The 13,841-nt window shown below is 43.6% G+C and carries 11 protein-coding genes and 2 pseudogenes; 6 read left to right on the top strand and 7 right to left on the bottom strand.

The window, feature by feature from the left end:
* The 6 genes and pseudogenes from CSQ79_RS13705 to CSQ79_RS13730 form a co-directional block, all read left to right on the top strand.
* Nucleotides 1-102, top strand: a pseudogene (locus CSQ79_RS13705) (IS1 family transposase); the annotation flags it as partial.
* Between the two features lie 47 nt (nt 103-149).
* A complete protein-coding gene (locus tag CSQ79_RS13710) occupies nt 150-782 on the top strand; it encodes a TenA family protein (RefSeq protein WP_099701746.1) in 633 nt (210 codons plus the stop codon).
* A 209-nt stretch (nt 783-991) separates the two neighbouring features.
* A complete protein-coding gene (gene murD, locus CSQ79_RS13715) occupies nt 992-2,335 on the top strand; it encodes a UDP-N-acetylmuramoyl-L-alanine--D-glutamate ligase (RefSeq protein ID WP_099701747.1) in 1,344 nt (447 codons plus the stop codon).
* Between the two features lie 187 nt (nt 2,336-2,522).
* Nucleotides 2,523-3,011, top strand: a complete 489-nt coding sequence (locus CSQ79_RS13720) for a hypothetical protein (protein WP_099701748.1) — start codon at nt 2,523-2,525, stop codon at nt 3,009-3,011.
* Between the two features lie 4 nt (nt 3,012-3,015).
* On the top strand, nt 3,016-4,257 hold the full coding sequence (locus tag CSQ79_RS13725) for an urease accessory protein UreH domain-containing protein (protein ID WP_099701749.1): 1,242 nt from the start codon (nt 3,016-3,018) through the stop codon (nt 4,255-4,257).
* On the top strand, nt 4,229-4,813 hold the full coding sequence (locus CSQ79_RS13730) for a hypothetical protein (RefSeq protein ID WP_099701750.1): 585 nt from the start codon (nt 4,229-4,231) through the stop codon (nt 4,811-4,813). The genes CSQ79_RS13725 and CSQ79_RS13730 overlap by 29 nt, the downstream gene beginning before the upstream one ends.
* A gap of 83 nt (nt 4,814-4,896) precedes the next feature.
* On the opposite strand, the pseudogene CSQ79_RS13735 reads toward CSQ79_RS13730, so the two are convergent.
* From CSQ79_RS13735 to psaA, 7 genes and pseudogenes are all read right to left on the bottom strand, one after another.
* Nucleotides 4,897-5,139, bottom strand: a pseudogene (locus tag CSQ79_RS13735) (hypothetical protein); the annotation flags it as partial.
* 86 nt (nt 5,140-5,225) lie between these two features.
* Nucleotides 5,226-5,372, bottom strand: coding sequence for a DUF6196 family protein (locus tag CSQ79_RS27785; protein ID WP_289501122.1), 147 nt, complete (start codon nt 5,370-5,372; stop codon nt 5,226-5,228).
* 47 nt (nt 5,373-5,419) lie between these two features.
* Nucleotides 5,420-5,701 carry a DUF6196 family protein gene (locus CSQ79_RS27790; RefSeq protein WP_289501123.1) on the bottom strand — a complete coding sequence of 94 codons (282 nt, stop codon included), beginning with the start codon at nt 5,699-5,701 and terminating at the stop codon, nt 5,420-5,422.
* Nucleotides 5,702-5,966: 265 nt separating this feature from the next.
* Nucleotides 5,967-6,617, bottom strand: a complete 651-nt coding sequence (locus CSQ79_RS13745; protein ID WP_099701751.1) for a HupE/UreJ family protein — start codon at nt 6,615-6,617, stop codon at nt 5,967-5,969.
* 383 nt (nt 6,618-7,000) lie between these two features.
* On the bottom strand, nt 7,001-8,746 hold the full coding sequence (locus CSQ79_RS13750; RefSeq protein WP_099701752.1) for an ABC transporter ATP-binding protein: 1,746 nt from the start codon (nt 8,744-8,746) through the stop codon (nt 7,001-7,003).
* Nucleotides 8,747-8,936: 190 nt separating this feature from the next.
* The gene (gene psaB / locus CSQ79_RS13755; RefSeq protein ID WP_099701753.1) at nt 8,937-11,150 is read right to left on the bottom strand and encodes a photosystem I core protein PsaB; all 2,214 of its coding nucleotides are present in this window, start codon (nt 11,148-11,150) and stop codon (nt 8,937-8,939) included.
* Between the two features lie 77 nt (nt 11,151-11,227).
* Entirely contained in the window at nt 11,228-13,486 is a 2,259-nt protein-coding gene (gene psaA / locus CSQ79_RS13760; protein ID WP_099701754.1) for a photosystem I core protein PsaA, read from the bottom strand.
* Nucleotides 13,487-13,841 lie beyond the last annotated feature (355 nt).

The following is a 13,841-nucleotide window of genomic DNA, read 5'->3' on the forward strand; positions in this document are numbered from 1 at the left end:
CGCAAAACTTTGTGTTACTCAAAGTCTACTGAAATGTTAAAAGCATCCGTTCGCTTGTTACTTGATTATCTTAAGTATTGGACTATCCCTCTGCCACTTTAATCATGACTTTATTGTGCAACACCTATTTTTACTACCTAATCTTTCTTATGGTATCTGCTCAATTGTGGCAAGCAAACCAAGATTTAGCTCAAGCTTGTCTAGAACATCCGTTTGTTCAAGGTATTGGGAATGGTACGCTGGCGCGACATAAATTTGCATTTTATGTAGGACAAGATGCTTTTTTCTTAGAAGCTTTTGCCCGTGCTTATAGTATTGCAGCAGCGAAAGCACCAGATTGGGAAGGGTTTAGTATTTTTCATAATCTAGCCAATGGCGTGTTAGAAGAACTGCGTTTGCACGAAAGTTATGCAAAGGCTTGGGATGTTGACTTGCGCAATGTAGAACCGCAGCCTGCGACGCGGCGTTATACAGATTTTTTATTGGCGACTGCTTGGGGTAGTGATGTTGGGTTGATTGCGGTGGCGATGTTGCCTTGTATGTGTTTGTATGGTTTTTTAGGACAGCAGTTAGCACAAAATGGCATTGCAGAACATTCTTATAGTGAGTGGATTCGGACTTATAGCGGTTCTGAGTTTGAGCAACTTGCGATGCAGTTAGAATCTTTGTGCGATCGCTATACCAGCATGACACCTCTAGCACAATCAACATATCGCTACGCTATGTTGTGCGAACGCGATTTTTTTCAAGCCGCATGGGAAGAAGAAGTGACTAGTGATTAGTGACTAGTTGCTAGTTACTAGCTGTAATGAGAAATATAATTCAGTATACAGTTTAAATTCTGAAGCTCAGTCGTGGTTTTGCGTCTCAGAATGTAGTTTAACTTATTGGACGATGACAACTAGTGCTACTACTCTAACAACTAATCACTATTCACTCATCACTCGCCCCTCTCAGGTAAGATTATGTTGTTACGATTACCATTCAATTTATGCCGAATGCTCATGTGATCGGATTGGGAAAATCCGGTATTGCCGCTGCACAACTGTTAAAACGGCAAGGTTGGGAGGTAACGTTGAGCGATCGCAGTTCTGCTGCTTCGCCAGAACAACCGCGACTAGAAAGTGAGGGTATTGCTGTTAAACTCGGTTACTCATGGCATCCCGATGTTGATGATTCTACTCAACTTGTAGTTGTCAGTCCTGGTGTTCCTTGGGATATTCCAGCATTAATCGCGGCACGCGAGCAAGGTATTGAAACAATTGGCGAAATGGAATTAGCTTGGCGCAACCTGCGATCGCATCCTTGGGTAGCTGTTACAGGTACAAATGGCAAAACAACAACAACAGCATTAATTGCAGCAATCTTTCAAACCACTGGGCTGAATGCTCCCGCGTGTGGCAACATTGGTTATGCTGCGTGTGAATTAGCTTTAGAATCAGCTAAACCGCTAGATTGGGTAATTGCAGAAATTAGCAGCTATCAAATTGAGTCTTCGTCTTCAATCGCGCCTCGCATTGGTATTTGGACAACATTTACACCAGATCACCTCAGTCGTCATTGCACCTTAGAAAATTACTACAACATTAAAGCTCAGCTTTTGCGTCAAAGTGAGTTGCAAATATTTAATGGCGATGATGCATATTTAAAGGAAATCGGCGCAAATTGGCAAGATGCGTATTGGACGAGTGTTAAAGGAAAGGCGCATTTAATTGGAAATACCCAAGGAACTTATATAGAAGATGGTTGGGTTGTGTTTCAAGGCGATCGCATTGTGCAAGTTTCAGCGTTACGCATGGTGGGAGAACACAATCACCAAAATCTTTTGATGGCGGTAGCAGCCGCGCGGTTAGCAGGAATTGATCAAGAAGCGATTTTTCAAGCCGTTACTAATTTTCCTGGTGTTCCGCATCGTTTGGAACACATTTGCACAATCGCTGGAGTTGATTTTATTAATGATAGTAAAGCAACTAATTATGATGCGGCGCAAGTGGGTTTATCGGCGGTAGTTAGCCCTGTAATTTTAATTGCTGGGGGTGAAGCGAAAGCTGGTGATGATACAAGTTGGCTGCAAACAATTCAAGAAAAAGCTGCGGCTGTCTTACTAATTGGCGACGCTGCACCTCGTTTTGCTCAGCGATTGAAAGATGTGGGATACTCTCACTACGAAATCGTCGAAACTATGGAAAGGGCTGTCTCAAGATCTGCTGAATTAGCCCCACAAACGAATGCCCGTGTTGTGTTATTGTCGCCTGCGTGTGCCAGTTTTGACCAATTTCAAAATTTTGAACAAAGAGGCGATCGCTTTCGCGAACTTTGCCTTGCTTTAGTTTAACCTCAACAAGTATGACAGCTTGTCTTTTGACAAACTCAATAAATAATTATAAGTGTTGATATAGTACCAATTCATCAAAATAATATGCTGAACAATATCTAGGTTTTAATTTAATAGTAAACGTCAAAGAGTTGGTATAAATTTAGAAACCTATTTAACCCTATTGATTTGAGTTTTGTTTTCAAGAATGCTTCTCAAAATTTTGATTGCAGCCACTGCATTATTCGGTGTTACAAGTATTAGTACTCATGCAGGAAATATAAGAACGCAAAGTATTATTTCTCACAGTCCTAGCAACCATAATCAATCGGATAACCACGATCAAATCATGGAAATTCCTTCAGGACAAGCTGTACCAACAGTTAACTTAGTTGTGCATAAAGATACCATGAAAGGCTATAACTTAGAAGTAAAAGTAACTAATTTTAAATTTGCACCAGAAAGAGTTAATACAGCAGCTGTACCTGGAGAAGGTCACGGACATATTTATATTAATAACCAAAAACTTACACGCTTGTATGGCTCTTGGTACTATTTAGAAAATTTACAACCAGGAAAAAACGAGATTACAGTCAGTTTAAATGCTAACAATCATATGGCTTTAGCTGATAATGGAAAGCGAATTTCTGATACTGAAGTTGTTAATATTCCTGGAGTGACTCAATCACAAAAATGATTTAATGGTTGACTTGTTGTTAATGATAACCCTGGGGTTTCTAGGGAGTTTTGGGCACTGCGTAGGAATGTGTGTTCCATTGACGACAGCGTTTTCATTGTCATTGACGCAGCAGCAAACTTCTCCTGTTTGGCAGCAACAGTTTATATTCCATCTTTTACTAAATTTGGGTAGATTGCTAAGCTACACCTTGGTGGGTGCTGGAATTGGGGCTTTGGGTTCTGTCTTAATTGCTGGCGGACAAATGGCGGGAGATGGCAGTTGGCTACGCCAGGGAATAGCAATTTTGACGGGATTGATGCTGATTTGGTTTGGCATTGTTCAGGTTAAACCACAATTTTTGCCACGTTTACCGTTTCTGCATCCATTATCTCAGGGCAATTTACACAATCGCTTAAGTGCAGCAATGGTAAGGCTGTCGTTTCATACTAAATGGTGGACACCAGCAGCTTTAGGTATAGTTTGGGGTTTAATGCCATGTGGTTTTTTGTATGCTGCACAAATTAAAGCTGCGGAAACTGGAAGTCTTTGGCGTGGCGCGGCGATCTTATTTGCTTTTGGTTTAGGTACAGCACCGACAATGTTGGGTGTAGGTGTCTCGACTGCGGTTGTGGGTACAGATCGGCGCAGCCAGTTGTATCGTTTGGCAGGTTGGTTAACGATTTTTATTGGCGTGTTGACGCTGGTGCGGACGGGTGATGGTCACGGGTTAATTTATATTACAGGTCATGGTGCATTGTTGTGTTTGATGCTGGCGTTGATTGCACGTCCGCTGCGGCGTGTGTGGGCGCAACCGTTAAAATACCGTCGTACGTTGGGGGTGGGGGCGTTTGTGTTAGCGCTTGTTCATGTTGGTCACACAATTCAGCATACCTTGGGTTGGAATTGGGAAGCCGTATTTTTTATGTTGCCGCAACATCAAATTGCGATCGCTTGTGGAATAACGGCTTTACTATTAATGACTCCAGCAGCTTTTACGAGTTTTGATCGTCTGCAAAAAGCTTTGGGTAAGCACTGGCGACAACTTCACTTGTTAAGTGTTCCAGCTTTAGTTTTATGTGCGATTCATGTGGTGTTGATTGGATCGCATTATTTAGGAACTTTGCAACAGACGTGGCGTAATTATCTATTGGTCGCTGGTTTAGGCTTACTGACACTAGGAGTCTTGTTAGTGCGATCGCGCTGGGTTTGGTCAATATTATCATTGGAGAAGTTTTATGCTCCCCCGCTACGCTACGATAAGTAGTCTTGGCATAGTCACATTTTTGGCTACACCTATTTTGGCGCACAAAGTTCAAACTGCTGCGAATGTCGGTGCAACTTTACACATCGAACCAAATGATAATCCGCGATCTGGAGAATCTTCACTGACTTGGTTTGCGTTGACTCGTAAGGGAGGACAAATTATTCCTTTATCTGAGTGCGATTGCAAGTTAGCAGTTTATGCAGAATCATCGTCATCTCAGCCGTTACTAGAACCGTCGTTGAAAGCCATCTCAGCAGAACGCTTTGAGAATATTCCTGCTGCTGAAATCGTTTTTCCGCAACCTGGCGCTTATCGATTGCAGTTTACTGGTTCCCCTAAAGTTGCTGGAAGTTTTCAACCTTTTGAATTAAGTTATGAGGTGAATGTTGCACCAGGAGTCGCGCCTTCACCATCGCCAAGTGTGGCACAGTTACCACCACAACCACAGCCAACAGAAAAACAATGGCTGATAAGTGCGATCGCATCAACATTCGTTGTTTTGGGGCTGATCTTGGCACTATGGCGACTAAGGGTAAGAAAATTGCATAAGAAATAATTGCGATCGCAGCTTAGATAGCGACTAGTTGGCTTGCGATTAAATTTACAATAAACACACTATATGTAAGTATGTGGGCATAATTAAATATCACAATTGTTGAGGTCGGTAATCGGTGATGGGTAATTCTTGTCATATGGTGTACAAAGAATTGGTAACTCATATCCACAATCAAAACTAATCTCTGCCAACTTTCTTTGAATATGAGTATTAGCAATGTGCTTGCAATTCCACCTCAGCAGGTAATCTATACCGTGAACGATTGCGGCTGCAATATAAATCGCGTCAACATCAGCTTTTGCGCGAAGACTACTGCGCCACAAAAATTATTATGCCCAATTAAGCACAGATTGGTTCAAGTCGAGTAACATATTCTCCGTTCCAGTTCAGCGATTTGTTATGTGGCGATCTCTTACTTGTCTAACTCCAAAGATGATTGCTTAGTAAGTAAGTTTTCTCCTAAGTCAACCAGTTCTTGAATTTCCTTAATAACTTCTTCGGCTAACTCGATTGGATATCCCCAGTAATCGAAGATTCCACCACGACTAAAATTTTCCACACAAGTTATAAATACACCTGTTCCCAGTTTTGCTTTTAAATGACTTGCTAATCAACCCACAAAACCACTGCTACCAGAAAATCTATCAAAATGGAAGGAACAACCTTGAACAACTCCTTAGAAGCAGCGCCCGAATATATATGCTGACTCCAAACTTCGTTATCTCGGATGATTGCTAAGGCATCTTGCTTGGCTTTTATAGAAAATTCGGCTGAAGGAAACTCTTCAAAAGAGTAACTCCTTTCATGGATTTTGAAGTCACTTTGAGCAAGAACCATTAAAAGCCTCTGTTCGGTTTGTTCGTAAGTTTCACGACTAATTTGAACCATATGCAGATCCTTTTCAGGAATGAGAAGGTGAGAAGCTTTCTATGAATGATTGGGAAAAGAGCGCGATCAGAAACTTTGCCAATCTTAATTCTAAATCTAATTCTTACAAACAGTCTCGAAGGGTAGCCCCTTGAATCCACCAATTTTACTCACAATTGATACTTTACAATATCAAACCACTTAAGAAGACAGTGATTCACTCAATGAGTGGGACTTTGAAGCAGAAACTCTTCTTTACCAGTTCCGATGGAAACTCCTTGTGTGGCTACCCAAAGAGTAAATTAGTCATAAAAACAATACCAATTGCGCCAATCGCTAAACCACAAAGTCGCATGATTTGTCGATTTGGTGTTTTGTGAATGATCAAATTACCTATCGCACGCGCTAACATTGCGATCGCATACTGAATTAAGCTAAATCCTAGTAAGTAAGCAACTAAAGGCATCATTCCTGCACCGATAATTGCTTCTCCGTAAGCATAGCCGTGAAATAAACCAGCGATCGCACCTAAAATTAGTAACACAATCCAATCGGGTTTATGCGGAATCGCTAGCATTGCACCAAAGATGACTACCGATAATGCGATCGCAATTTCTGTTAATGGTAAATTTACGCTAAATAAGTGAATTGCGGTTCCGACAAGTGCGGCTAAAACGAATCCTGCGGGAATCATAGCGCCGTTTATTTGCCCTGCGGCGATGAAACCAATTGCAATAACAAACGCCAAATGATCTAAACCAATGACTGGATGCGCTAAACCTGAAAGAAATCCTTCAAAAAAATTAGTCGGAGTTTCACTTCCTAATGCGTGGTGTGCTAAAGCTTGTTGTGCTGTGCTTAAAAATAGAATTCCTAGACTAGCACTTAAAACAAAAGGATTCAGTTGCCGAAATGGCGCAAAATGCTTACTGAACATACTCTGTACCTCGCAGATAAATCCTTGATTAATGCCTAGCTGATTTCTGCAGAAATAAATTCACAACAAAATGTTCTGTTTTCTGGGCGATCGCAGCTTGGTGTAGACTCCCTTCGGCGGGCATTCTGGCTTTAAATTTTGAGTTCTCAGTTTTGAGTTAGATTGACTTACTAGTCCTCTTGGATGAATCACAGATGCCCTTTGCTAAAGTACACGCTTTTGGTAAGACTTTGATCAATATAGTCCACCTCCGTGGACTTCGTTTGTCTAGAGGCGAATGAATTCGCCAAGCTTTCCCCGTTACCTCTGGTATCCAACTGAACCGATGGAAAAATTATTTTATCACTGTTAAGCAGCCGCAACTGATTTAGTTTTGAGAAGCTTTATTGCAGTAATTCTTTCATTTGATGCTGATTCCACAGTGTACGGTATAGTCCTGGCTGTTGCAAAAGTTCAGCGTGTGTCCCTGTTTGCACAATTCGACCCTGATCCATGACAAAGATGCGATCAGCAGTTGCTGCAGCGGACATTTGGTGCGAGATAAAGACAACCGTTTTGCGTTGTGTTCCGTGTGAAAGATTGTTGAGAATTTCGGTTGCAGTTTGGTTGTCTACGCTCGATAAGGCATCGTCGAGGATTAATACAGGTGCATCGACTAATAAAGCCCTTGCTAAAGCAGTACGTTGTCTTTGTCCGCCGGAAAGCGTAATTCCGCGTTCGCCAACGATAGTTTTATATTGTTGCGGAAAATTCAGAATTTCTGGGTGAATTTGGGCTTGTTTGGCGCTGTATTCAATTTCAGTTTGTTCGCTTAAAGGATCGCCATAGCGGATGTTGTTTTTAATTGTGGTGCTGAACAAGAAACTATCTTGAGGAACGTAGGCGATCGCACTGCGCAAATCTTGTAGTTTGATTTGAGTGATATCATCGCCATCCAAGAAGAGTTGTCCTGCTTCAATATCAAGGAGACGGGGCATAGCATTTGCAAGCGTTGACTTTCCTGCACCAATTGGTCCAACAACTGCTACAGTTTCTCCTGGCGCAATTTTAAAGCTAACTTCTTTTAAGGCTGGGATTGTCGAACCAGGATAGGTAAAGTTTAAGTTTCTAGCAACTAGTTCACCTCGGACTTGTTGAGGTATTGCGATCGCCTCATCGGTGTCTTGAATTTTTGGTGATACGGTCAAAATGGACTCAATGCGATCAATACTGACTTCGCCACGTTGATAAGCTGTGATTGTAAATCCTAATAGGGCAGTTGGAAAAACAAGTCGCTCGACGTATAGTATCAGAGCAATAAAATCACCTACAGAAAGAGTACCAGCGATCAACTGTCCTGAACCTAGCCACAAGAGGATGAGTAAGCTAACGTAGGCAAGTCCACTGACAAGTGGAAATAAAGTATTGCGTGTCTTTGCTAATTTTAGATTTGCGTTGAGTAACTGCTGATTTTTGTGACGAAAGGCACGGCGTTCGTTTTGCTCCTGAGCGTAAATTTTGATCAGGGCAATGCCACTCATGTCTTCTTGAATGAGTTCACTGACAGTTGAGAGTTCTTCTTGTACCTGTTGTTGTTCTTTGCGGAGGCGATCGCTAAACAACTGCACCAGAAACATCATGATTGGGTAGACGACGATCGCTGCTAATGTCAGTTGTACGCTAAGCGCCAACATAACTGGAAGTGTTAAGGCGTAAGCAAATATTGTATTGGCTATGCTGAGAACAGCAAATCCTAACAACCGTCGGATATTATCAACATCACTTGTTGCTCGGTTAATGAGATCGCCCGCAGTATTTGCCGCAAAATATGATGGTTCCAGCTTTAATAAGTGTTCAAAGATTTTCTGTTTGAGGTCAAACTCAACTTGACGACCGACACCAAATAGCGCAACCCGTGACACCATGCGAATTACCCACATGACGGAACTCAGAACAACAATGAGTACGACATATTGGATAACTTGCCCAAAACTGAATGTAACTTGCAGCGTGTCAATAATGTTACGAATCAGTAGCGGGATATAAACGCCTAAACCATTAACAACCAATAAAGCCAAAATCCCCACTGTACACGTTCGCCAATGGGGACGTAGATAGGAACCAAGTTTAGCGAGCCTAGAGTTTGCCATTAAAGCATATAAATAACTTTTTCATTCTAGAACTAGCATAAACACAGCGAAGGGATCAGAGCTACTGCTTGTAACAAGCTGCACAAAAGCTATTTTGCTAACTCCTCCAGATTTGTTCGCACTCGCATTCTGCCAAAAAAAATCCCCCACTGTAATCGTGAGGGAATGTGGTTAATCTTCTAGAAAGCTGTTAACCAAACTTACCAGCCGTTGAGGCAATAACAAACGCTGCGTATGTTAAGACATAACCAACGGTGAAGTGAGCTAAACCAACCAAACGACCTTGGACGATAGACATCGCAACTGGCTTGTCTTTCCAACGAACCAAGCTTGCAAGTGGAGTCCGTTCGTGTGCCCAAACAAGAGTTTCAATCAACTCTTGCCAGTAGCCTCTCCAAGAGATCAAGAACATGAAGCCGGTTGCCCAAACAAGGTGTCCGAACAAGAACATCCAAGACCAAACGGCTAGGTTGTTCATACCGTATGGGTTGTAACCGTTAATCAACTGTGCTGAGTACAACCAGAGGTAATCGCGCAGCCAGCCCATGAGATATGTAGAAGACTCATTAAACTGTGCTACGTTGCCTTGCCAGATACCCAGATGTTTCCAGTGCCAGTAGAATGTGACCCATCCTACCGTATTTAAAGCCCAGAAAAAGGATAGGTAGAAGGCATCCCAAGCTGAGATGTCGCAAGTACCACCACGACCTGGACCATCGCAAGGGAAAGCATAACCAAAGTCTTTCTTGTCTGGCATGAGTTTAGAGCCACGAGCGTCTAAAGCACCTTTAACCAAAACAAGAACTGTGGTGTGAATACCTAGTGCAAAGGCATGGTGTACTAAGAAGTCACCAGGACCAATCGTTAAGAATAGCGAATTGGTCGTGTTGTTAATTGCATCTAACCAACCTGGTAGCCAAGCTGCACCAGCAGTAGAAGCAACGCTATCTGGATTGGATAGCAAGGTGTTCAAGCCGTAAAGTACTTTACCATGCGAAGCTTGAATGAATTGAGCAAACACTGGCTCAATCAAAATCTGCTTCTCAGGAGTACCGAAGGCAACAACAACGTCGTTATGAACGTACAAACCTAAGGTATGGAAACCTAGGAAGAGCGATACCCAGCTTAAGTGCGAGATAATCGCTTCTTTGTGCTGTAGTACGCGATCAAGGACGTTGCCTTTGTTTTGCTCAGCATCGTAGTCTCTTACCCAGAAAATACCTGCGTGAGCAAATGCGCCTACCATCAAAAATACAGCAATGTATTGGTGATGAGTATACAGCGCAGCTTGGGTAGTGAAGTCCTGACCCATAAAGGCATACGGGGGCATTGCATACATATGCTGGGCTACCAAAGAAGTGATGGTTCCCAATGCAGCAAGTGCTAAGGACAACTGGAAGTGTAGTGAGTTGTTGATTGTGTCGTACAACCCTTGGTGTGGCAGGTTGAACTGACCTTCGGTTTTAGTACCAAAGAAGTTCTTGGCGTTGAGCATCTCTTTGATGCTGTGACCAATTCCAAAGTTTGTCCGGTACATGTGACCCGCAATGATGAAAATCACAGCGATCGCCAAATGGTGATGTGCCATATCAGTCAGCCACAGCGACTGAGTTTGGGGATGGAATCCACCTAAGAAGGTTAAAATTGCCGTTCCTGCACCTTGTGATGTACCGAAAACGTGGTTGGCAGTGTCAGCATTAGCAGCGTAAACACCCCAGTTACCAGTAAAGAATGGTCTTAAGCCCTCAGGATGAGGAAGTGTTGTTAAGAAGTTATCCCAACCAACGTGCTGTCCGCGCGATTCGGGGATAGCAACGTGAACCAAGTGACCAGTCCAAGCAAGCGAGCTAACGCCAAACAAACCTGCCAAGTGGTGGTTGAGGCGAGGCTCTGCACTCTTAAACCAAGACAAGCTAGGACGGAACTTTGGTTGCAAGTGTAACCAACCTGCGAACAAGAACACTCCAGCAAGAATCAGCAGAAAGACTGCACCGCTGTAGAGATCGTTGTTTGTCCGCATCCCGATCGTGTACCACCAGTGATAAACACCAGAGTAAGCGATGTTAACGGGGTATGTTGCACCTGCTTGGGTAAATGCATCAACTGCAGCTTTACCAAAGTGAGGGTCCCAAATTGCGTGGGCAATCGGACGGATATTGAGTGGATCTTTGATCCACTGTTCAAAGTTACCTTGCCAGGCTACGTGGAACAGGAGGCTGGAGGTCCACAAGAAAATGATTGCCACATGACCGAAGTGAGTTGCAAAGAGTTTCTGATACAGATTCTCTTCGGTCATTCCATCGTGGGTCTCAAAATCATGCGCTGTAGCAATCCCGTACCACAGACGCCGTGTTGTCGGGTCCTGCGCGAGATCCTGGCTAAATTTTGGAAATTTTGTTGCCATAGGTTTAGTGAATCCTCTGACCTTAAGCCATCAGCTAACACATCGCCCTAAACGCTGAGTCACTGATGGCTAAAATGCTAACCTACTGAAATTATGCGCGCCTCGAAGAACGCCCAGATTGTCACGATCGCTCCTAACAAGTAGTGAGCTACTCCAACCGCACGACCTTGAATAATACTTAGTGCGCGTGGTTGAATTGTTGGTGCAACCTTTAGTTTATTGTGTGCCCAAACGATGGACTCGATGAGTTCTTGCCAATAGCCGCGTCCACTGAAGAGGAACATGAGGCTAAAAGCCCAAACAAAGTGAGCACCTAGGAACAGCAAACCATATGCTGAGAGTGCCGAACCATAAGACTGAATCACTTGGGCTGCTTGTGCCCATTGATAGTCACGCAACCAACCGTTGATGGTATTTGCACTCATGGCAAAGTTGCCACCAGTGATATGCGCTATCGTACCGTCTGAGTCAATGGTTCCCCATACATCCGATTGCATCTTCCAACTAAAGTGGTAGACCGCGATCGCAATGGTGTTGAACATCCAGAACAAGCCTAAGAATACGTGATCCCAACCTGATACTTGACAGGTACCACCGCGACCTGGACCGTCGCAGGGGAAGCGGAAACCTAGGTTCGCTTTATCTGGAATCAAACGCGAGTTGCGAGCAAATAGGAAGCCCTTCAGTAGGATTAATACTGTAACGTGAATTTGGAAGGCATGGATATGGTGGATCATAAAGTCCGCCGTACCCAATGCGATCGGCATCATGGCAATTTTGCCACCTACAGCAACCACACCACCACCGAAAGCATAGCTCACAGGTTCGAGAGCATTAGGTGCTGTAGAACCAGGTGCTAAGGTGTGGATATTTTGAACAAATTGTGCAAACACGGGTTGCAACTGAATGGCTGTGTCCGAGAACATGTCTTGCGGACGACCCAGAGCTTGCATTGTATCGTTATGGATGTATAAACCAAAGCTGTGGAAGCCTAGGAACATACATACCCAGTTCAGGTGAGAAATAATCGCATCGCGGTGACGAATCACCCGATCCAGTACGTTGTTTTGGTTTACTGCTGGATCGTAGTCACGCACCATAAAAATCGTTGCGTGGGCTGCTCCACCAACAATTAAGAAGCCGCCAATCCACATATGGTGAGTGAAGATTGATAGCGCAGTGGCGTAGTCAGTTGCTAAGTACGGATACGGAGGCATCGCGTACATATGATGCGCCACAATAATTGTCAGCGAACCGAGCATCGCCAGGTTTGTTCCTAGCTGCGCGTGCCAGGATGTGGTCATGTTTTCGTAGAGACCTTTATGTCCGTCACCTGTGAAGGGACCTTTATGGTTCTCTAGAATCTCTTTAATGCTGTGACCAATGCCCCAGTTTGTGCGGTACATATGACCTGCAACGATGAACAGCACAGCCAAAGCTAAGTGATGGTGCGCTGTATCGGTCAACCACAAACCACCTGTTACTGGGTTTAAACCACCCTTGAAGGTGAGAAAGTCAGCATATTGTCCCCAATTTAACGTCCAGAAGGGTGTTAATCCTTTGGCAAAACTAGGATACAACTCTGCCATCAAGCTGCTATTCAGAATAAATTCATGAGGTAGGGGAATATCCTTTGGTGCTACTCCAGCATCTAATAGCTTATTAACTGGTAAAGCTACGTGGATCTGGTGTCCAGCCCAAGATAAACAACCTAAGCCCAGTAACCCTGCCAAATGGTGGTTCAGCATCGACTCTGTGTTCTGGAACCATTCCAGTTTAGGAGCGCGCTTATGGTAGTGGAACCAGCCAGCAAAGAGCATTAAAGCTGCTGCCACTAGACCACCAATTGCCGTTACGTACAACTGGAAGGAATTTGTAAAACCAGCAGCACGCCAAACTTGGAATAAGCCAGAGGTAATTTGAATGCCGTGGAAACCACCACCAACATCAGCATTAAGAATGTCTTGACCAACAATTGGCCAAACAACTTGCGCACTTGGCTTAATACCAATTGGATCGCTCAGCCAAGCTTCGTAGTTTGAAAAGCGAGCGCCATGAAACTCCATGCCGCTCAACCAGAGGAAGATCACAGCCAACTGACCGAAGTGCGCTGCAAAGATTTTGCGCGAGATGTCTTCTAGGTCGCTGGTATGAGTATCAAAATCATGGGCGAGGGCGTGTAGGTTCCAAATCCAAGTAGTGGTTTTGGGACCTTTAGCTAGGGTGCGGTCAAAATGACCTGGTTGTCCCCATCTTTCAAATGAGGTTGGTACCGGGTCGTTATCGACGATAACCCTTGCCTTTTTTTCCTCTCGCTCCGGAGGACTCATCGTCATTTAGACTCTCCTCTCTAGACAAGGAAACAGAACTTGTGGAACACCACTAGCTGTCTTCTGACTGAGTTGCCCAATCTTCCTAAAATTTAGGGTTAGGCTGAACCAGTCATGAAGGTCGCCCGTGGAAAGTGCTTTCTGATGAATTATAGGGTCATGATTACCAGAGTGTTGGAAGTTTTTTAACAATAATTCAAAAAGTCTAGAGAGTAAGTCCGTCCTGCTATGTAAGTTCAAACCAATGGAAAAAAAGTCAATAGTATCTTCATATAATTTACAAACCTCAAAGATTCGTAAAATTTATCGTTTAAAATTGCGTCAGATTAATAAAAATAAATAGCAAAATTCAATATCCATT

Origin of the sequence: Gloeocapsopsis sp. IPPAS B-1203, assembly GCF_002749975.1 — a bacterium.
Lineage (GTDB): Bacteria > Cyanobacteriota > Cyanobacteriia > Cyanobacteriales > Chroococcidiopsidaceae > Gloeocapsopsis.